This is a genomic window from Nitratireductor sp. (genome assembly GCF_017794765.1).
Lineage (GTDB): Bacteria > Pseudomonadota > Alphaproteobacteria > Rhizobiales > Rhizobiaceae > Nitratireductor.
In genome coordinates this window covers 1,493,905-1,513,297 of record NZ_CP051236.1, presented here as the reverse complement: position 1 = coordinate 1,513,297, position 19,393 = coordinate 1,493,905, and the positions used below count along the sequence as shown (strand labels likewise).

17 protein-coding genes are annotated in these 19,393 nt (G+C 60.3%); 5 read left to right on the top strand and 12 right to left on the bottom strand.

The features are described from left to right. Nucleotides 1–21: 21 nt before the first annotated feature. Together HF949_RS07165 and HF949_RS07160 are read right to left on the bottom strand one after the other, a co-directional pair. On the bottom strand, nucleotides 22–1,209 hold the full coding sequence (locus tag HF949_RS07165; RefSeq protein WP_292899400.1) for a glycine C-acetyltransferase: 1,188 nt from the start codon (nucleotides 1,207–1,209) through the stop codon (nucleotides 22–24). A 323-nt stretch (nucleotides 1,210–1,532) separates the two neighbouring features. Beyond that, nucleotides 1,533–2,744, bottom strand: coding sequence for an acyl-CoA dehydrogenase (locus tag HF949_RS07160; RefSeq protein ID WP_292900055.1), 1,212 nt, complete (start codon nucleotides 2,742–2,744; stop codon nucleotides 1,533–1,535). A gap of 425 nt (nucleotides 2,745–3,169) precedes the next feature. On the opposite strand from HF949_RS07160, the gene HF949_RS07155 reads away from it, so the two are divergent. From HF949_RS07155 to HF949_RS07145, 4 genes are all read left to right on the top strand, one after another. Beyond that, entirely contained in the window at nucleotides 3,170–4,357 is a 1,188-nt protein-coding gene (locus tag HF949_RS07155; protein ID WP_292899398.1) for a DUF262 domain-containing protein, read from the top strand. After that, nucleotides 4,341–4,970 carry a HEPN domain-containing protein gene (locus HF949_RS17600; protein ID WP_366931296.1) on the top strand — a complete coding sequence of 210 codons (630 nt, stop codon included), beginning with the start codon at nucleotides 4,341–4,343 and terminating at the stop codon, nucleotides 4,968–4,970. The genes HF949_RS07155 and HF949_RS17600 overlap by 17 nt, the downstream gene beginning before the upstream one ends. Nucleotides 4,971–5,363: 393 nt before the next feature. Continuing rightward, nucleotides 5,364–7,220 (top strand): DNA mismatch repair endonuclease MutL, encoded by a 1,857-nt coding sequence (gene mutL, locus HF949_RS07150; RefSeq protein WP_292899397.1) that lies wholly within the window; start codon nucleotides 5,364–5,366, stop codon nucleotides 7,218–7,220. A gap of 63 nt (nucleotides 7,221–7,283) precedes the next feature. After that, on the top strand, nucleotides 7,284–7,514 hold the full coding sequence (locus HF949_RS07145; RefSeq protein WP_065816268.1) for a DUF2093 domain-containing protein: 231 nt from the start codon (nucleotides 7,284–7,286) through the stop codon (nucleotides 7,512–7,514). 1 nt (nucleotide 7,515) lies between these two features. On the opposite strand, the gene lpxK is transcribed toward HF949_RS07145, so the two are convergent. The 6 genes from lpxK to HF949_RS07115 all read right to left on the bottom strand — a co-directional run bounded on the left by lpxK (nucleotide 7,516) and on the right by HF949_RS07115 (nucleotide 13,190). After that, nucleotides 7,516–8,556 carry a tetraacyldisaccharide 4'-kinase gene (lpxK, locus tag HF949_RS07140; RefSeq protein WP_292899394.1) on the bottom strand — a complete coding sequence of 347 codons (1,041 nt, stop codon included), beginning with the start codon at nucleotides 8,554–8,556 and terminating at the stop codon, nucleotides 7,516–7,518. Then, a complete protein-coding gene (waaA, locus tag HF949_RS07135) occupies nucleotides 8,549–9,868 on the bottom strand; it encodes a lipid IV(A) 3-deoxy-D-manno-octulosonic acid transferase (RefSeq protein WP_292899392.1) in 1,320 nt (439 codons plus the stop codon). Before waaA ends, lpxK begins: the two co-directional genes overlap by 8 nt. A 3-nt stretch (nucleotides 9,869–9,871) precedes the next feature. Beyond that, nucleotides 9,872–10,657, bottom strand: coding sequence for a lysophospholipid acyltransferase family protein (locus HF949_RS07130; RefSeq protein WP_404933572.1), 786 nt, complete (start codon nucleotides 10,655–10,657; stop codon nucleotides 9,872–9,874). 25 nt (nucleotides 10,658–10,682) lie between these two features. Further along, nucleotides 10,683–10,931 (bottom strand): DUF4170 domain-containing protein, encoded by a 249-nt coding sequence (locus tag HF949_RS07125; protein ID WP_007010079.1) that lies wholly within the window; start codon nucleotides 10,929–10,931, stop codon nucleotides 10,683–10,685. A 110-nt stretch (nucleotides 10,932–11,041) separates the two neighbouring features. Continuing rightward, a complete protein-coding gene (locus HF949_RS07120) occupies nucleotides 11,042–11,857 on the bottom strand; it encodes a 3'(2'),5'-bisphosphate nucleotidase CysQ (protein WP_292899389.1) in 816 nt (271 codons plus the stop codon). Next, nucleotides 11,844–13,190, bottom strand: coding sequence for a TldD/PmbA family protein (locus HF949_RS07115; RefSeq protein WP_292899387.1), 1,347 nt, complete (start codon nucleotides 13,188–13,190; stop codon nucleotides 11,844–11,846). The genes HF949_RS07120 and HF949_RS07115 overlap by 14 nt, the downstream gene beginning before the upstream one ends. Nucleotides 13,191–13,317: 127 nt before the next feature. Between HF949_RS07115 and HF949_RS07110 the strand changes: the two genes are divergently transcribed. Next, a complete protein-coding gene (locus HF949_RS07110; protein WP_292899385.1) occupies nucleotides 13,318–15,120 on the top strand; it encodes a monovalent cation:proton antiporter-2 (CPA2) family protein in 1,803 nt (600 codons plus the stop codon). A 6-nt stretch (nucleotides 15,121–15,126) separates the two neighbouring features. On the opposite strand, the gene HF949_RS07105 is transcribed toward HF949_RS07110, so the two are convergent. The 4 genes from HF949_RS07105 to rsmD form a co-directional block, all read right to left on the bottom strand. Next, a complete protein-coding gene (locus HF949_RS07105; RefSeq protein WP_292899383.1) occupies nucleotides 15,127–16,017 on the bottom strand; it encodes a patatin-like phospholipase family protein in 891 nt (296 codons plus the stop codon). 3 nt (nucleotides 16,018–16,020) lie between these two features. Beyond that, nucleotides 16,021–17,376 carry a M16 family metallopeptidase gene (locus HF949_RS07100; protein ID WP_292899381.1) on the bottom strand — a complete coding sequence of 452 codons (1,356 nt, stop codon included), beginning with the start codon at nucleotides 17,374–17,376 and terminating at the stop codon, nucleotides 16,021–16,023. Continuing rightward, a complete protein-coding gene (locus HF949_RS07095) occupies nucleotides 17,373–18,746 on the bottom strand; it encodes a M16 family metallopeptidase (protein ID WP_292899379.1) in 1,374 nt (457 codons plus the stop codon). The genes HF949_RS07100 and HF949_RS07095 overlap by 4 nt, the downstream gene beginning before the upstream one ends. 91 nt (nucleotides 18,747–18,837) lie before the next feature. Then, on the bottom strand, nucleotides 18,838–19,392 hold the full coding sequence (gene rsmD, locus HF949_RS07090) for a 16S rRNA (guanine(966)-N(2))-methyltransferase RsmD (protein WP_292899377.1): 555 nt from the start codon (nucleotides 19,390–19,392) through the stop codon (nucleotides 18,838–18,840). Between the last annotated feature and the right edge of the window lies 1 nt (nucleotide 19,393).

Here is a 19,393-nt window from a genome sequence, read left to right as displayed (position 1 = left end):
AGCGAAATCTGCGATCCGCGCCTACGCGATCACCCCAAGCTCACGCCCCACTTTTGCGAACGCCTCCACCGCGCGGTCAATATCCTCGGCCGAATGCGCCGCCGACATCTGCGTGCGGATGCGGGCAGCCCCCTTCGGCACCACGGGGAAGGAGAAGCCGATCACATAGATCCCCTCCTCCAGAAGCCGCGCAGCCATTTTCTCCGCAAGGGCTGCATCGCCCAGCATCACCGGAATGATCGGATGGTCGGCGCCCGCAAGCTTAAAGCCGTATTTCTCCATCCCCGCGCGAAAGCGTGCCGCATTGTCGTAAAGCCTTTTGCGCAAGGCCGCCCCACCCGCCACCATGTCGAACACTTTTAGCGAAGCCGCCGCGATCACCGGCGCCAGCGTGTTGGAAAAGAGATAGGGCCGCGAGCGCTGGCGCAGCCAGTCGACCACTTCCGCCTTCGCACAGGTATAGCCGCCAGAGGCCCCGCCCAGCGCTTTGCCCAGCGTGCCCGTCATGATGTCGACCCGACCTTCCACGCCGCAATGCTCCGGCGTGCCGCGCCCGTTCTCGCCCACGAAACCGACCGCATGGCTGTCGTCCACCATCACCATCGCATCGTATTTTTCGGCGAGATCGCAGACCGCGCCCAGATTGGCGACGATGCCATCCATGGAGAAGACGCCATCAGTGGCGATCAGCCTGAAGCGCGCGCCCTCGGCCCGTTTCAGACATTCCTCAAGTGCTGCCATGTCGTTGTTGGCATAGCGGTGGCGCTGGGCCTTGCAAAGCCGCACCCCGTCGATGATCGACGCATGGTTGAGCGCATCGGAAATGATCGCATCCTCCGGTCCCAGCAGCGTCTCGAAAAGCCCCGCATTGGCATCGAAGCACGAGGAATAGAGGATCGTGTCCTCATAGCCCAAAAAGCCGGAAATCTTCGCTTCCAGCGCCTTGTGCTCTTCCTGCGTGCCGCAGATGAAGCGCACCGAGGCCATGCCGTAGCCATAGCGGTCAAGCGCTGCCTTGGCCGCCTCGCGCAGTTCCTCATTGTCGGCAAGGCCCAGATAATTGTTGGCGCAGAAGTTCAGCACCGTCCGCCCGCCGCTCTCGATCCTGGCCGACTGCATGGAGGTGATGACCCGCTCGGATTTATAAAGCCCCGCCTCTTTCAGGCCATCGAGTTCTAAGCGCAGATGGGAGAGAAAAGACGCGGTCATGAACACCTCGGATCGAACGGGGACAGGCTTTCCCTCCTCTACTACAGAGTGACACCGCTTTCGACCACCTGCTTTTCTGCAACGCTCCTCCGCCGCCCGCCCCTCACCCTTACCCTCTCCCCGCGCGCGGGGAGAGGGGGACCTCAACGTTCCAGCCAATCTCAAACAACGAGCCCAGCCTCTCCACCTCCTCCTTCTCCCCGTTCACGGGGAGAAGGTGCCGGCAGGCGGATGAGGGGCGAGTGCCACCCGCAACAAAAAAGGGCAGGCACCGCAGCACCCGCCCCTTCTCAATTCACCAGCGCGATACGCGCGTCACCCGATCAGAAAAACGCCTGCAGCCCCGTCTGCGCGCGGCCGAGGATCAGCGCGTGAACGTCATGCGTGCCCTCATAGGTGTTCACCGTCTCCAGGTTCTGCGCATGGCGCATCACGTGATATTCGATCTGGATACCGTTGCCGCCATGCATGTCGCGGGCCATGCGCGCGATCTCCAGCGCCTTGCCGCAATTGTTGCGCTTGACGACCGAGATCATCTCCGGCGCCATCTTGCCCTCGTCAAACAGCCGGCCGACCCGCAGGCTCCCCTGAAGCCCGAGCGCGATTTCCGTCTGCATGTCGGCGAGCTTCTTCTGGAAAAGCTGCGTCTGCGCCAGCGGCTTGTCGAACTGCTTGCGGTCGAGCCCATATTGCCGCGCGCGGTGCCAGCAATCTTCCGCCGCCCCCATCGCGCCCCAGGAAATACCATAGCGCGCGCGGTTCAGACAGCCGAACGGCCCACCAAGCCCTTCCGCATTGGGCAAAAGCGCATCCTCGCCCACTTCCACGCCATCCATCACGATCTCGCCGGTGATCGAGGCGCGCAGCGAAAGCTTGCCGCCGATCTTCGGCGCGGAAAGCCCCTTCATGCCCTTTTCCAAGACGAAACCGCGGATCTTGCCGCCATGGGCCGCCGATTTCGCCCACACCACGAACACATCGGCAATCGGCGAATTGGAGATCCACATTTTCGAGCCGGTGAGCCTGTAGCCGCCGTCGATCTTGTCGGCGCGCGTCTTCATGCCGCCGGGATCGGAGCCCGCATCCGGCTCGGTGAGGCCGAAACAGCCGATCCACTCGCCCGACGCCAGTTTCGGCAGATATTTCTTGCGCTGTTCTTCCGAGCCATAGGCATGGATCGGGTACATCACCAGCGAGGACTGCACGCTCATCATGGAGCGATAGCCCGAATCGATGCGCTCCACCTCGCGCGCCACCAGCCCGTAGGACACATAGCCGGCCCCCACGCCGCCATATTCCTCCGGCACCGTCACGCCCAAAAGCCCCGCCGCGCCCATCTCGCGGAAGATTTCCGGGTCGGTTTCCTCGTTCATGTATGCATGCTCGATGCGGGGGCTGAGCTTGTCGGCGGCGAAGGCGGCGGCCGCATCGCGGATCATGCGCTCTTCATCGGTGAGCTGCTCTTCCATGAGGAAGGGATCGTCCCACACGAATGTCGATTTGGACGATTTCGCCGCGGATTTCTGTGCTTCCATAGTCATTCATGCCTTCCTGATGCGGTTGCGCTCTTTCAAGCCGTCTGCAGCCAGATGGTCTCACCTGACCTCCGCGCAAATGCGGAAAAACCCTTCGCCAGAGGGTGCCCTGCGCGCCGCAAGGGCGCTTGCACTCCTGACGCCTGAGCGGAGCATACAGCATCCTATGCCAAATTGCTTCAAGCTTAAAATGATTTTTTGGAAGGGGATTGTGACGGGAGGGGATGGATGGGGGGGGCAGGGGGCATGGCGTTCGGTACAGGCTACTACCTATACTCAACCTGATGGAGACAACCGCCGCTCTGGCAAACTGACGAAGAGTGCTGTCAATTGGGAATTCCATGACTTGAATAGCATCAATCATTAGGATTTGATTGACTGGGATGCAACCAACTTAGGCTGCCAAAGTTACACTGGAGATCCGCTTGGCCTACGAAGACAGAGATGAACCGTTCGAAGAACAAGAGCCCACGGAAGAGGCTGGCACACCCAATGTAACGGCCGCTGATTTTTCGTCCCTGCTCATTTCGCCGACCGATTGGACGATCGAAACTTTATATCGGCAAATTGGAAATCAAATAGATCTTACACCCGAATTTCAACGCCGCAATGTATGGTCAACACAGACTAAAATAAGCTTTATTGAATCGCTTTTTTTGGGCGTCCCTATCCCACAGATTTTGCTCTCTGCCAGCAGTGGCAGCACTAGATCATTCCTAGTACTTGATGGAAAACAACGCCTTTTAACAATTAAAGAATTCATTGACGGCTCACTCCCCAGTGGACAGGCATTCAGACTAAAAAAACTTCGCGTTCTAAAGGAACTAGAGGGAAAAACTTGGGACGAAATAGAGAAAAACGATCAATGGAGCTTCGAATTACTTAATCAAACGCAACGCACTGCTGTAATCCGAGGATGGGAGGACGAACGTGTTCTTTATGAAATATTTCACCGTTTGAATTCCGGCTCTGTAAAGCTCTCTCCCATGGAACTTCGCATGTCATTGCATCCTGGCGATTTCTTGAAGTTCCTTATTCAGTGGACTGAAACTATAGGCCCGCTACATCAACTGATTTCAAAACAGCGACCAGATCCACGTATGAACGACGTCGAACTGGCAGCCCGCTTTCTAGCGTTTTCAGATCCAGACATCGTTTACGCTGGCGACCTTAAGAACTTCATCGACGAGCTTTGCATTCAGTATAATAACGCCTTTGCCCAAAACCCCAGTGAGGTGAATAATGTCATATCTCATCTGGACAACATGAATGAAGCCATTGATGCGGGTCTTAAAATATTTCCTGATAGGAAATTTTGTAGAAAATTCACAAACGGTGAATACGAAAATCAATTTAATAGAGCCATTTTTGATGTACTTGTCGGCGCCCTTTCTCACAATCAAGTCAGGGAATGGGCTTTGGAAAATAAAATAAATTTCATTCAATGCTATAAAGACGTTTCAGATATTGATGACTTTAGGCGATCTGTAGAAACTACAACAAAATCTATAACATCAACTAAGACAAGATTTACACTATTTTATGATGAAATTTCTAAAAGATCAGGAATTCTTATAAACATTCCGGCTATTGCAGATGAAGTCACCAACTGATCCTTACATCTCGCTACGAACATCTCTGAAAAACATCAAAAAGATATTGATCAGAGTACCTGAGAGTGAATGCCGAACTGAGCTCGACCACTTAAAAGTTCAGTCGTATATTCTACTTTCTCACTCTGCATTTGAGCAGTACATTGAGGACATCGTCTTGCTCATATCTCGAGAAGCCCACACACAATTTAAGAAGGAAAAACGAGTTTGTCGCGCCATGCTTAGTATCGTCGCGCACGAGGCAATTAAGCAAGTCGACGACGAAATTTCACGGCGTAAAATAAAATCCTCGGTTGCCTCCAATTTACTTGACTTCGCCTCGATAGCAGTCTCGAATATCAATATTGATGTTAAATCTAATCATGGAATTACAACAGCAAATCAGAGGAGTTTGCTTTTACCGATCGGCATCGACCCAGAGGAAACTAATCTTACTGTTTCTGCAGCATTGAACGCCTTCGGAACCAAAAGAGGATCTATTGCTCATAAGTTCAAAATGAAAACAAACGAAACACGAAACTCTGTTCTATCAGAGACAACGGAGATTCTGCGAGGTCTTCTGATTATTGATCAAGCTGCATGTCTACAGCTATACGAGGGGATGAATAGTTAACATTGATATGTTTACTTATTGATATTTGAATAATTATAATTTTCAGCATATTTTCGGAATTCAATATCATCCTTTCATGCTCTTTCTGACCCCCGGAGCATGAGCCTTTTCTGACAGACAAATCCCTACCTGACACCCATGGAATTGTTCCACAGCCCTCATCCTGAGCTTGTCGAAGGGCGAGGGCGGCATGAACGGAACAGCGTCAAGCGCGGTGCGTGCCTTCACCCCCGCCCTTCGACAAGCTCAGGATGAGGGTGAAGGCACAGAGATGCCGCGCCTGTGGAAAGGCATCAGCGCCTGCGCCCCCTTCTCCCCACCTGCGGGGAGAAGGGGGTTGTATTCACCACCCCACCCTTCTCCCCACCCCCGAATCCCCGTAAAATCGCCCCCATGACCACAGCCCCCCGCACCATTCGCCAGCTCACCGATACCGTGATCAACCAGATCGCCGCTGGCGAGGTGATCGAGCGCCCCGCGAGCGTGGTGAAGGAGCTGGTGGAAAACGCGCTCGATGCGGGCGCGACACGCATCGAGGTGGCGACAGCCGGCGGCGGGCTTTCGCTGATCCGCGTCACCGACAATGGCGGCGGCATGCCGCCCGAAGAGCTGCCGCTCGCCGTCTCGCGCCATTGCACGTCGAAACTCACCGACGATATTCACGACATTCGTTCGCTCGGCTTTCGCGGCGAGGCGCTGCCCTCCATCGGCTCGGTGGCGCGGCTTTCGTTGCGCTCGCGGCCCGAAGGGGCCGACAGTGCGGCGGAGATTTCCGTCGAGGGCGGGCGCGTCTCAGTGGTGAAGCCCGTGGCCGCCAATCGCGGCACGACGGTGGAGGTGCGCGACCTCTTTTTCGCCACGCCCGCAAGGCTCAAATTCATGAAGAGCGAGCGCGCCGAAACTGCCGCCATCACCGAGGTGGTGAAGCGCATGGCGCTCGCCTTCCCCCATGTGCGCTTCACGCTGACGGGCTCCGACCGCAACACGCTGGAGCTGCCCGCCGTGCCCGCCGATGGCGAGGGGCTTCTGCGCCGCATCGCGCAGGTGATGGGCCGCGACTTTGCCGACAACACGCTGCCCATCGAGGCCGCGCGTGAGGGCGTGGCGCTTTCGGGCCATGCGTCGATCCCCTCCTTCTCGCGCGGCAATGCGATGCTGCAATATTTCTATGTGAATGGCCGGCCCGTGCGCGACAAGCTTCTGACCGGCGCCATTCGCGGCGCCTATATGGACGCGCTGCCGCGCGACCGGCATGCGGTGGCGGCGCTGTTCATCACGCTCGATCCGGCGCTGGTCGATGTCAATGTGCACCCGGCCAAGGCCGATGTGCGCTTTCGCGATCCGGGGCTGGTGCGCGGGCTGATCGTCGGCGCGATCCGCCATGCGCTGGAGATGAGCGGCATGCGCGCCTCCACCTCCGGGGCCGACGCCATGTTCGCCGCCTTCCAGAGGCCGGAGCAGCGGGCAGCGGGCCACGCCACGCCACAGCGCTACACGCCGCCGCCGCGCCCTGCGCATGGCTGGAGTGCAGCCACCTCCCCCACCCGTCCGCTGGAGATGAGCACGGCATCGGGCCTTGCCGAGCCCGGCCAGGCGGCATTCGATGTGGGGTCAGCGCTTTCCGCCGATGCGCGCGCGGGCGAAGTGGAGGCGGCACCCGAATTGATGCGCGCGCCGCTGGGGGCCGCACGGGCGCAGGTGCATGAGAATTACATCGTCGCGCAGACGGAGGATTCGCTCGTCATTGTCGACCAGCACGCCGCCCATGAGCGCCTCGTTTATGAAGCGCTGAAAGAGGCGCTGCATGCCCGTCCGCTCCCCGCGCAGATGCTGCTTTTGCCGGAGATTGTCGACCTGCCGGAGGAGGATGCCGACCGGCTGTCCGCCCATGCGGACTTCCTCGCCCGGTTCGGCCTGGGGCTGGAGCGGTTCGGCCCCGGCGCCATCGCCGTGCGCGAAACGCCGTCCATGCTTGGCAAGGTGGATGTGCCGCAGCTGGTGCGCGATCTCGCCGACGAGATTGCCGAGAACGACACCGCCGACACGCTGAAAGAGCGGATCGACCACATCGCCGCCACCATGGCCTGCCATGGCTCGGTGCGCTCGGGGCGGCGGCTCAGGGCCGAAGAGATGAACGCGCTGCTCCGCCAGATGGAGGCGACGCCCGGCTCCGGCACATGCAATCACGGCCGGCCGACCTATATCGAACTGAAGCTGACCGATATCGAGCGACTGTTCGGGCGGCGGTGAGGCGATGCGCTTGACCTCTGCTTCGAAATATGGCGCAAGGAACCCCGATGAGAGGTTGTACCGATGAACCGTTTTGAAGGACCCGGCGCCCGCGAGGCGCGCATTCGCTATCTGGATGGCGATTTTCAGGTCATGACGCCCGGCGCCTTTGTGCGCTGCGCCGTCACCGAACAGCCGATCCAGCTCGACGATCTGAAATACTGGAGCGTCGCGCGGCAGGAAGCCTATGTGAACGCTGACACCTCGCTCGCCCGCGAGCTGGAAATGCATCCGGAACTCAGGAAGCGTAGCTAACCTATTTCAGAATGCGCTCGCGCCAGGCCTCGATCGTGCTTTCGATGATGGTCACCGGCATGTCGGGCGCATCGAACTGCGCTTCCACCTGCAGCACGCGGCAGTGTTCGGCCAGCGCGGAAAGCGCCTCGCTTCCGCCCCTGAGCCGCACGAGATCCTTCTCGGTGGTGATGAGCTCAAGCCCGTTTTTCTCCGCCGCCGCGATCAGGTCGCGCGCCTCGTCATCATCGAAGGGGTGGTGGTCCGGAAAGCTCCGCGCCTCCACCACCGTGCCGCCGGCTTCCGCGACACTGTCGAAGAATTTCTTCGGGTTGCCGATCCCGGCAAAGGCCAGGAACCGCCCGCCCCGGATCGCGCGCACACCGCGCGGCTTCAGTCTCGCCTGCAACACCGGTCGTCCCGCCCGCGAGGCCCTGCGCACCACATGATCGGCCGCACTCCCTTCGCCCATGGTGAGGATCGCATCCGCATAGCGCAGCTGGTCGATCAGCCGCGCGCGCATGGGACCGCCGGGGATCACATGGCCATTGCCCAGCCCCCGCCGCGCATCCACCACCATCACCGCATAATCCATGTGCAGCCGCGCACTCTGGAAGCCGTCATCCATGATGATGAAATCGCAGCCGATGCCGATCAGCTCCCGCGCGCCCATCAGGCGGTCGGGGGCGACCAGCGTCGGCGCATGCCTCGCCAAAAGCAGCGGCTCGTCACCCACATGGCGCGAGAGATCCTTCTTCGCATCCACCAGATGCGCGACCGTCATCGAGCCACCCCCCATTGAGCCACCATGCCCGCGCGTTAGGAAACCCGGCTTCCGGCCAAGCTTTTTTGCCTGTTTGGCAAGCGCGATGGAGACCGGCGTCTTGCCCTCGCCGCCAACGGTGAAATTGCCGACACACAGGACCGGCACATCCACCCTGGCGCGCTTTGCAGAGGCCATCCGGTATCCGGCCACGAGGCCGTAGAGCGCTGACAGCGGCAAAAGGCTCCAGGCCCGCCAGTCCGCCGCCTCCCACCAGAATGGAGGTGCCTCGCTAGCCATGACCCTCGTCGCCCTCGAGCCTGCTCTTGACGATCAGCGGATGGATATAGGGATCGAGCGCCTGCAGCGTCCGGTTCAACGCGCCCGACATGTCGTCGACCGCCGCCCGGCCTGCCTTGATCATCGTGCGGCGTGCCGCATAATTGTTGAGCAGGAAGTTCACGCCACCGGCCAGCATCTCGCCATCGCGCACCAGCCGCGCGCCGCCGGCGTCGATGAGGCGGCGATAGGCATCGCGGAAATTCTGCACATTGCAGCCCGAAAGCACCGCCGTGCCGAGCCGCGCCGGCTCGATCGGGTTCTGCCCGCCCGATTGCGCAAGAGAGCGCCCGACAAATGCCACCTCGGTCAGTCTGAGATAAAGTCCCATCTCGCCGATCGTATCGCCAAGCAGAATGTCCGTCTCCGGCAGGACCGTATCGTTACGGCTGCGCCGCGCGACCTTCAGACCGCGTGCCGTGAACTCTTCCTCCAGCCCTTCGGCCCGTTCGGGGTGCCTCGGCACAATGATTGTCAAAAGGTCGGCGTGACGGGACTTGAGTTTGGTATGCACATCGGCGGCAATCGTCTCCTCACCCTCATGTGTGGAGACGGCGGCCCACGTTTCCCGTTCGCCGATCTGCTCTTCAAGGGTCGCCAGCGCTTCCTTCTCCACCGGCGGTGCATGGGTGTCGACCTTGAGATTGCCGGAGACCGTGACCGGCCTTGCGCCGAGGGTTCGGAAACGTTCGCCGTCCACTTCAGACTGCGCCACCACATGCGCGAGATTTTCAAACAGCGCCTCGGCGAGATAGGCCCGCTTCTTCCAGCGCTCGAAGGAACGGTCCGAAAGCCGGCCATTGACGAGCACCTGTGGCACACGCCGTGCGCCCAGTTCGAGAATGGTCATCGGCCAGATCTCGGACTCTGCCATGATGGCCAGGTCCGGCTGCCAGTGGTTTAGAAACCGGCTGACAGCCGGTTTCAGATCGAGCGGCACATATTGGTGGATCACGTCGCCGCCGAGGCGTTCTTCCGCAACCTGTGCCGAGGTCACGGTTCCAGTGGTCAGGACAATGTTGATCCCGTAGCCCAGAAGATGCTCGATCAGGCCGGTCACGGCCATGGTTTCACCCACACTGGCCGCGTGCATCCAGATCAGCGGGCCATCGGGGCGCGGGTGGCCCGCGCGGCCATAGCGCTCGTGCCGGCGAACCCGGTCTTCCTTGCCTTTGCCGGCACGCCAGACGATGTAGCCGCCAACCATGGGGAAGGCTGCGGCCCCCGCCCAGCGATAGGTTGTGAGTATGGCGCGAGCCCAGCGTTCACTCATGGCTCATTGACCATCGACCAGAGAATAGGCTTGCCGCGTTGCCTCGTTGAGTGCGTCGGTCACCTCGCGGCGCTTTTCTTCCATCATCGTGTCATCGGCGTCGGGCTTCACATAGATGGGTTCGCCCAGGATTACCGCGCTGCGGCCGAATGGCAGGTTGATCGTCGTCTTGTCCCAGGTGCGCTCCAGCACCTTGCGTCGGCTCGTGGCGATCGCAACAGGCACGATCGGACGGCCCGAAATGCGGGCAAGGGTAACAATTCCAAGCCCGGCTTCGCGCGGCGTACCATGCGGTATGTCTGCGATCATCGCCACATTGCATCCGCGGTCGATGGTCCTTTTCAGCATGATGAGCGCCTTGGCGCCGCCTTTGCGGATATCACGTTCGCCTTTCCGGCCACCGGATCCGCGTACGGTCTCGAAACCGAGTTTCTCCGCCACCAGCGCGTTCAGCTCCGCATCGGCGCTGCGGGAAAACAGCGCCACAATCTTGTGACGCCGGGGATTGATGGCCGGTCCCAGAATGTGCTGCCCATGCCAGAGAGCGGCAATTGCCGGCGAATGCGCATCGATAGCCGCCTGCAGATCATGCGATCCCTTCACGCGCGGATTCGTGCGGTCAATCAGGCGAATTGCGCCCGCCATGAGCGTTGCCAGCGCCTGTTTCACGAAGCGGGACCTGGCCAGCGGTTTGCGAACACGGCGCCACAGCTCCTTTAAAGGGCGGCGGCCAGTCTTCTTCCGATTGGCGGTCATGGCAGGGGAAGGCGCGGTCGCCTTGTTTTCCATATGCGGTTCCTTGCTACCCCTGGGGCTATCCCCGGGTCTCATCGGAGGCGGGGTCGAGCAGGCGGTGAAGGTGAACAATGAAATAACGCATATGCGCGTTGTCAACGGTCTCCTGCGCCTTGGCGCGCCAGGCTTTCTCCGCGGATTTGTAGTCCGGATAGATGCCGACAATGTCGACCTCGTCCAGATCGCGGAAGGTCACCCCGGTCAACGACGTCAATTCGCCGCCAAAGACCAGATGCAGAAGCTGGGAATTCTCTTTTTTCTCAGACATGGTCAAGCCCATTTGCAGACGAATGTGGCAACAAGCAAATCGCTAACCGCCCGTGTAGAGTAATTCCTGCGATTTTGGAACCGTTTAGAGCCGGCTTTCACCGCTTCCGGTCATGGCGAGGCTTCCGGCTGCTCGCCCCTCAGGGCACGCTTCATGGCCTGCAGGAGTGAACCACTGCCCGCAGCGAGCGCCCCCTTCTTCGGCTCTGGTCCGGCGTATGAGGGCGCTTTGCCCTCAGCATCGCATATCGCGCCACCTGCCTCACGAAGGATCACGTCGGCTGCGGCCAGGTCCCAGTCATGGGAATTCGGCTTCACGAAGGTCGCATCAAGCGCCCCACTCGCAACCATGGCGATGCGATAGGCAAGTGACGGGATGTAGCCATGGGTCCGGGTTTTCTGCAAAAGACTGGACGGCAAGCCGGACACCATCGCCTTGGGGCCGGCAACAACAAATGAATCGCGCGCAGACTTTACTGTCAGACGGTCGCCGTTGCGGAATGCGCCACCGCCCGTCAGTGCCTGGTAGGTTTCGGAAAGCTCCGGGCATTCAAGCACCCCAACGACACTCACACCGCGATGCACCACACCGATGCTGACGCACCAGATCGGCCGCCCGTCGATAAACGCCCTTGTTCCGTCTATGGGATCCACGACGAACACCCTGTCGCGGGCCAATTCCTGCTCTGCAAGCGCCGTCTCCTCCGATAGCCAGCCATAATCGGGACGCGCTGCCAGAAGCTCGCTCCTCAAAAAGCTGTCGACCGCATAATCGGCTTCACTGACCGGTGAAACACCTTCTTTCCACCATACTTCCGGGTCACGGCGGAAATATTTGAGTGCAATATTGCCTGCCTCCCGCGCTGCGGCTGCGATCAGATCGAGATCGGCCTGAAGTGTCTGGTCGTGCGGGCTATTTTCCGGCAAGCGTCATGCCTTCCACAAGCAGGGTGGGAGCGGCTGTCCCGAAGCTTCGATCAATGTCGCTGGCTGCCGTCATGTTGAAGAACATGTCTTTCAGGTTCGAGGCGATGGTAACCTCGGAGACCGGATAGGTGATCTCGCCGTTCTCGATCCAGAAGCCGGCAGCACCACGGCTGTATTCACCGGTTACGAGATTGACCCCCTGCCCAAACACCTCCGTCACGTAAAATCCAGAACGGATCCCCTTGATCAGAGTCTCGGGGGACTGGGTGCCAGGTTCAAGTGCCAGGTTGGTGGAAGACGGATTAACCGAAGAAGATCCACGTGTCCCGCGCCCATTGGTGGCCGGCAGCCCCAGCTGTCGCGCAACCGCGGTCGACAGGAACCAGTGTTTCAGGACACCGTCTTCGATCATGACGAGTTTTTCGCCGGCAACGCCCTCGCCGTCGAACGGGCGAGAGGAAGAGCCCCGCCGACGCTGCGGATCATCCGTTACCGTGATGCCGGCGGCAGCAACCTTTTTGCCCATCATGTCGCGCAGGAAACTGGATTTGCGCGCAACCGCGGCCCCATTGATTGCGGATGCCAGATGGCCGGCAACGCCGCGCGCAACACGCGGATCGTAAACGACCGGGTAGCGGCCTGTATCCACCTTGCGTGGATTAAGCCGCCGGACGGCCCGTTCGCCAGCGCTGCGGCCGATCTTTTCCGGGTCCTCGAGATCCAGAAAGTGCAGGCGCGAGGAGTAGTCGTAATCGCGTTCCATGCCGGTGCCTTCACCCGCCAGAACACTCACCGAGCGGGAGAAGCGTGTCGCTTCATAGGCTCCGATAAATCCCTCAGACGTCGCCAGAACCAGGCCGCCGGAACCCGCACTCGCCCCCGAGCCGGATGAATTGGTAACGCCAGGCACATCGAGCGCCGCTGCCTCGGCGGCCAGAGCGTCTTCCTTCAGACGCTCGGCAGATACGTCCGTTCCATCGAAAAGATCGAGGTCGGGGATGGTACGCGCGAGGAGGTTTTTCTCGGCCAGCCCCTGATACGGGTCTTCCGGCGATGCCTTCGCCATGGCGACGGCGCGCTCCGCCAGTGGTGTCGGGTCTGCATTGGCCGGAGCCGACACGCTGGCAACCTGCCTGCCGACAAAGACCCGCAGCGACATGTCATCACTTTCAGACGCCTCCGTTCCCTCGACTTTGCCCAGGCGCACCGACACACTTCTGGATCGCGCGCGCACCACCACCGCATCGGAAGCATCGGCGCCGGCCCGCTTCGCAGCTTCCACAAGCGCAACGACTCGCTCGGTCAATTGCTTCTTTTCATTCTGATCTGTCATCACAATCCTGGCTGGAATCTGGTCGCGCGTCGGGATTACCGGTCTGATCCATTTATGATTCGCAGCGCGCATGTGCAATGGTAAGCTGAGATTCCCCAGATCCGCCCCAGAATATCCCGGAGCCCCGATGGCCGTCGAAACTGCTGCACCGCTCTACTACGAACCGCTGCTCCTCCTGGGTGGCGCAGTGATCGCCGCGCCACTGTTCGCCCGCATAGGGCTTGGCACAATCCTCGGTTATCTTGCCGCCGGCATCGCCATAGGTCCCGTTCTCCTGCTCATTTCGGATGGAGAGGAATTGCTGCACGTGGCGGAACTCGGTGTGGTGCTGCTGCTCTTCATCATCGGACTTGAACTCAAACCGGCACGTCTTTGGGCCATGCGGCGCAGCATATTCGGTATGGGACTGATCCAGGTGTTGGTTACGGGCCTTGCCCTTGCCGCACTTACGCTGCTTCTGACGGACATGTCCTACGGCGCGGCCTTTGTCGTCGGTTTCGGCCTTGCCCTGTCGTCCACCGCATTCTCGGTACAGACACTCGAATCGCAGGGCGCACTCAACAGCCGATACGGGCAGACATCCTTCTCCATCCTGCTGTTTCAGGACCTCGCCATCGCTCCGCTTCTGGCGCTGGTTCCACTGCTCTCCCCCGGTGGAGAAGGGGCGGACACCATCAGCCTCGAAAGGTTTGCGCTCGCGATAGCCAGCGTGATCGCGCTTATTGTTGCCGGTCGCTACCTGCTGAATCCGCTCTTTCGCATCATCGCCAACACGGGCGCGAAGGAGGTCATGATCGCTGCAGCTCTGCTCGTGGTTCTGGGGTCGGCCACCATCATGCAAATGGCAGGGCTTTCCATGGCGCTCGGGGCCTTCATCGCCGGTGTTCTTCTCGCTGAATCCTCTTTCCGGCACGAGCTGGAAGCCGATATCGAGCCGTTCCGCGGTATTCTTCTTGGCTTGTTCTTCTTGGCCATCGGCCTTTCGCTCGATCTGAGAATCGTGCTCGAGAACTGGCTTTCCATTCTCGTTGCCGTGCCGATCCTCATGCTGGTGAAGGCAGCCATTCTCTATGGCATCAGCCGAGGCTTCGGCAGCGATCACAATTGCGCCGTGCGTGTCGCGGCCCTTTTGCCGCAAGGCGGCGAGTTCGGCTTTGTCCTGTTCACCGCGGCGGCCTCCGCCTTCATCTTTCCGCAGTCCACCGCCTCGCTGCTTATTGCCATCGTCACCGTCTCGATGGCGTTGACGCCGCTCTCCGTGCGGCTTGGCGAAATGCTGATCCGCACCGAACCGACAGAAGAGATGGATGAAGATTTCGAAGGTGCGGGCGCCGATGTGATGATGATCGGCTTCTCCCGTTTCGGGCAAATGGTTTCGCAGGTTTTGCTCTCCGGGGGAACAGAGGTGACCATCATCGATCATTCGGCCGATCGTGTGCGCGCGGCCGAGCGTTTCGGCTTTCGCATCTATTTCGGGGACGGGCGTCGCATGGAGGTTCTGGAGGCTGCGGGCATCCGCAACGCCAAGATCGTGGCCGTATGCACCAATGGCGTGACGGCAACAGACCAGATCGTCAACCTGATCCGCGACGAATATCCCCATGTGCGCCTTTATGTACGTTCCTACGACCGCGCGCACACGCTTTCCCTGCGCAATCGCGATGTGGAGTATGAATTGCGCGAGACGGTGGAATCCGCCTTGCTCTTCGGCGGCAAAACCCTGCAGGCGCTGGGCACCAGCGAGGAAATTGCCAGCGAGATCGTCGAGGATGTGCGCCGGCGCGACGAGGAGCGGCTGGCGATCCAGTCCGTTGAAGGCATTTACGCCGGCAATGACAAGATGCGTGTGCGCCCGGTCACCCCGGAACCGCTGATCAAGCCGAAGCGAGAGAGCCAGCGTATTAACCAGGATGACGAACCGGTTGGCTGACGCCGACTACACCCGCGCCTTTTCGTGGTCGCTCACAGCGGCGTCGATCGCCCGTTTCAACTCGTCGCGAATGGCTTCTGTTTCAGCCAGAATCGCGTCGATCTTCATGAAATCGAGCACGCGAAAGCGTGAAACGGCCGGGCGAATGAGAATATCGGGCCGCCCGTGCTCCAGCTTCATGGCAATGATCGACTGCATCATGAGCTGACTCGCGCCGAACATGAGCTCGATGGAGGTCGGAGGCTTGCCACCGGTATCATTCGGAGCGCCAACCACGTCGATGGCAATCAATATGTCGGCCCTGCCCTCGACCAGATCGAAGGGCACGGGGTTGTAGATGCCGCCATCGATCAGGGTGCGCCCGCCCCGCTCCACGGGACGGAAGACCGCGGGAATGGCGGCCGAGGCTGCAAGAGCTTCCGCCAAGGCTCCGTTTTCAAGCACGGCCAGCTCGTGGCGGAAGTAATCCGTGGCCGTTACTCGCAGCGGGATCTTCAACTCCTCAAAGGTCTGCGGGACACCTTCTGGCAGGAAGGCGCTGATGATGCGTTCGGCATTGAACTGGCCGAAGCGGAACCCGCCTTCCATCATCTCGGCGAAATTTCCGGGTCTGGCTTTCCAGAGGCGGCTCGCCACTTCCGTACGGCTTCCCAGAATCGCGCGGGCATGCGCGTGAATGTCCTTGCCGCTGATGCCGGCGGCAAAGCCTGCGCCCATCAGGGCGCCGATGGAGGAACCGGCGATGACGGTCGGCGTGATGCCCAGTTCATTGAGGGTCTCGATGATATGGATGTGCGCCAGACCCCGCGCTCCTCCACCGCCGAGCGCAAGCGCGAAGCTTGGTCCGCCGGTTGAAGCCGTGTCTCTCATCTCATCGTTCGCCAACGCAGTTTCCATCCGCTAGCCTCCGTTCTGGGCCTGCTCTGCGGGGCCGATCACCAGCAGTGCCGGTTCCTGCGAAAGAAGACGATTCGCGATATCCTTCACATCGTCCAGCGTGACAGCATTGATAAGATCGGCGCGCCGTTCGATATAATCAATCCCCAGATCGTCCTGCTGCATGCCGACCAGCGTGCGGGCGATGGCCGTGGAGGAGTCCAGGTTGTTGATCGCGTAGGAGCCGATGACGTAGGTCTTGGCCGCCTCGAGTTCCTCTCGCGTGGGGCCCTCGTCGCGCAGGCCCGCGACCACATCCTTGATCACCGTAAGCGTCTCGCCTGCCCGTTCGGCGGCGGTGGCCGTCTGGATGGCAAGCGACTGGGCGTGGTCTCGACTGTGAAGATAGGAGGACGCGCCATAGGCAAGTCCGCGCTTCTCGCGCACCTCGTTGAACAGACGCGAGGAAAACACCCCGCCACCGAGGACCTGGTTGAGCAGATAGGCCGAGAAGAATTCCGGGGCGTCGCGTTCGACACCGGGATAGACAAGCTGGAGCGTGGCCTGCGGGAGGGGATAGTCGATGCGGATTTCCTGGCCGAGTTTCGGCTCGATGTCGGCAACGGGGTTGAGCTCGGCTTCTTCAGGCAGATCCCCGAACACCGTGTCGAGAACGCCTGCCAGGCGTTCGGCATCGATTGCACCCACCACGCCGATTGTGAGGTTTGAACGGGCGAAGACGCGGGCGTGGAAGGCTTTCAGGTCTTCCGGAGAAATGTTCGACAGGCTTTCGAGCGTACCCTCGTCGGGGTGAGCGTATGGATGTTCGCCGTACAGTGCCTCGGCGAGTTTGAGCGCACCCTGTTTGCGCGGATCGCGTTCATCGGCGCGGATGCCGACGGCGATCTGGCTGCGGATGCGTTCCACGGGATCTGCATCGAAGCGCGGACTGGTGAGCGCAAGCCTCACCAGGTCGAGAACCTCATCGCTGTTCTCGGCAAGCATGCGCACCTGGCCGGAGATTTCATCCGAACTGGTGCGAAATGACATTTCGGCGCCAAGCTCTTCCAGCTTCAGCTGAAACGCATCGGAATCGAGATCGCCCGCGCCTTCGTCGAACAGGCCGGTCATGAGATTGGCCAAGCCTTCCTTGCCTTCGGGGTCCTGAGCAGACCCGCTCTTGAAGGAAAACTGGAAGGTGATGATGGGCAGGGAGTGATCCTCCACCAGCCAGGCTTCGATGCCTTTTTGCGAAGTCACATCCTGAATCTTAACCGCGGCCTGAGCCGGAAGGACAATAAGGATGAGCGCGAGCAGCGCCCCGGAATTGAGGAAACTGCGCATAAAGGCACCTGGGTGAAAGTTCGATTTCTGGTTCACGAGCGGTCTCCCTCTTCTGGAAGGAGATAGCCTTTCACGGCGTGGTCCATGTCGAGATAGCGGTTGGCAACCGCCTTAACGGCCTCGACAGTGACCGCTTGAAGCCGCTCCGGCAGGCCGGTGATGTCCTCGACCGTACCCCCCGTTGCCAGGACCGCGCCGAATAGGTTGGCACTGCGCACCTGGCTGTCGCGCATGAAAATCTGGTCACGCAGGATCTTTGTACGTGCCGTGTCCAGTTCCTTTTGTGTGATGCCTTCGCTTTTGATTTTCTCGATCTGGGAGACAAGCGCCGCCTCTACCGTCTCGAGATCAGCCTCGCCACGAGGCTCACCATAGATGACCAAGGCAGAGTAATCATACGCGGCACCCTGCAGATAGCTGCCGGCGCTGGATGCGATCCCCTGCTTGACGACAAGTTCCTGATAGAGCCGGCTGCGCAGCCCCTCGCCCAGAACCTCCGAAAGAATGGCAAGCGCCTCGAACTCGCCCTTCTCGGCTCTGCGTGCGGAAGGCACATACCAGTTGATCGACATGTTGGGCACGGTGACGCGCGGATCGCGGAATGTAACATCGCGCGCGGTCTTCTGATCGGGCTCCATCGGGCGGGCGCGCGGCGGCAGATCCGGGCCACGGGCGATCTTGCCATAGGTCTCTTTGGCCATGGCACGCACCTGATCGGCGTTCACATCGCCCGCCACCACCAGCACGGCGTTGTTGGGCGTATAAAAACGATCGTAGAAGCTTTTCAGATCCTCATGGGTGAGTGCCTCGATCTCCTGCTGCCAGCCAATGACCGGAATGCCATAGGGATGGTTCTGGTAGAGCGTTGCGTTGAGTTCTTCCGACAGGATTGAAGAGGGAACGTTGTCGGTGCGCTGGCGCCGCTCTTCGAGCACCACCTGACGTTCGGTCTCGATGTTTTCCTCCGAGAGAACCAGATTGCGCATCCGGTCCGCCTCGAACCGCATCATGTCCGGTAGTTCGGACGGAGCGATCTGCTGGTAATAGGCCGTGTAGTCATAGGAGGTGAAGGCATTTTCGCTGCCGCCCACGGCGGCAATCGTCGCTGAGAATTCGCCGGAGGGATAGGTGCTCGTTCCCTTGAACATCAGGTGTTCGAAAAAATGAGCAATGCCGGACTTGCCGGGTTCCTCATCGGCGCTGCCCACCTTGTACCAGAGCATGTGCGTGACGACAGGCGCCCGATGGTCCGGGATAACGACGACCTCAAGGCCGTTCTCTAAGGTGAAACTGGAAACGGCGGTGTCGTCCTCAGCTTCCTGCGCGGGGGCTATGGACGGCGCCGCGACGGCAAGGATGATCGCGAATGCCGCGCTCAGAGCGACACTCGCTATGGGATTTCTCATGGACAAGGCCCTGTACGGTTTAATGGTGCGCCCGCGCACAATGCCACGAGCTCATGACAAGGCAAAGCTATCGGCGCAAAAGTGACGAAACTCAGGCGCACTCGACAAAGGTTGCGCAGGATATACCGTATTCACGCCGTTCGATGAGCCGAAAGCCCTCCGGTGGCTCGAACGGCGAGCCTGCAGCTTCCTCGACCATCACCAGCGCGCCGGGCGCCAACCATCCCCCTTCCAGCGCGGCAGCCAGCGCCTTTTCGCCAAAGCCCCTGCCATAGGGAGGGTCGGCCAGAACAACATCGAAGGGCTGTATCGTCCCCACCTCGCCGATCCGCGTCGCATCGCGGCGGAAGATCTTGCTGCGCCCCTGAAGACCAAGATTTTCCACATTGGTGCGGATCAGGGCGCGGGCGGCGGCGGCCTCTTCGATGAAGAGCGCAAAGGATGAGCCGCGCGAAAGCGCCTCGAGCCCGAGAGCGCCCGTGCCGGCAAAAAGATCAAGCACGCGTGCATTCTCAAGTCGCCCTGCGTAGCGATGCTCGAAAATGTTGAACAGCGCCTGGCGAGTGCGGTCTGTGGTCGGCCGGATCGAGTCCGACTTTGGCGTAGCCAGTGTGCGGCCGCGAAACTCCCCACCGACGATGCGCATG

Bases quoted from the DNA above. Each gene is read 5' to 3' on its own strand.
- HF949_RS07165 (WP_292899400.1), bottom strand. From the start codon at position 1,209: ATGACCGCGTCTTTTCTCTCCCATCTGCGCTTAGAACTCGATGGCCTG.
- HF949_RS07160 (WP_292900055.1), bottom strand. From the start codon at position 2,744: ATGGAAGCACAGAAATCCGCGGCGAAATCGTCCAAATCGACATTCGTG.
- HF949_RS17600 (WP_366931296.1), top strand. From the start codon at position 4,341: ATGAAGTCACCAACTGATCCTTACATCTCGCTACGAACATCTCTGAAA.
- mutL (WP_292899397.1), top strand. From the start codon at position 5,364: ATGACCACAGCCCCCCGCACCATTCGCCAGCTCACCGATACCGTGATC.
- HF949_RS07145 (WP_065816268.1), top strand. From the start codon at position 7,284: ATGAACCGTTTTGAAGGACCCGGCGCCCGCGAGGCGCGCATTCGCTAT.
- lpxK (WP_292899394.1), bottom strand. From the start codon at position 8,556: ATGGCTAGCGAGGCACCTCCATTCTGGTGGGAGGCGGCGGACTGGCGG.
- waaA (WP_292899392.1), bottom strand. From the start codon at position 9,868: ATGAGTGAACGCTGGGCTCGCGCCATACTCACAACCTATCGCTGGGCG.
- HF949_RS07130 (WP_404933572.1), bottom strand. From the start codon at position 10,657: ATGGAAAACAAGGCGACCGCGCCTTCCCCTGCCATGACCGCCAATCGG.
- HF949_RS07125 (WP_007010079.1), bottom strand. From the start codon at position 10,931: ATGTCTGAGAAAAAAGAGAATTCCCAGCTTCTGCATCTGGTCTTTGGC.
- HF949_RS07115 (WP_292899387.1), bottom strand. From the start codon at position 13,190: ATGACAGATCAGAATGAAAAGAAGCAATTGACCGAGCGAGTCGTTGCG.
- HF949_RS07110 (WP_292899385.1), top strand. From the start codon at position 13,318: ATGGCCGTCGAAACTGCTGCACCGCTCTACTACGAACCGCTGCTCCTC.
- HF949_RS07105 (WP_292899383.1), bottom strand. From the start codon at position 16,017: ATGGAAACTGCGTTGGCGAACGATGAGATGAGAGACACGGCTTCAACC.
- HF949_RS07095 (WP_292899379.1), bottom strand. From the start codon at position 18,746: ATGAGAAATCCCATAGCGAGTGTCGCTCTGAGCGCGGCATTCGCGATC.
- rsmD (WP_292899377.1), bottom strand. From the start codon at position 19,392: ATGCGCATCGTCGGTGGGGAGTTTCGCGGCCGCACACTGGCTACGCCA.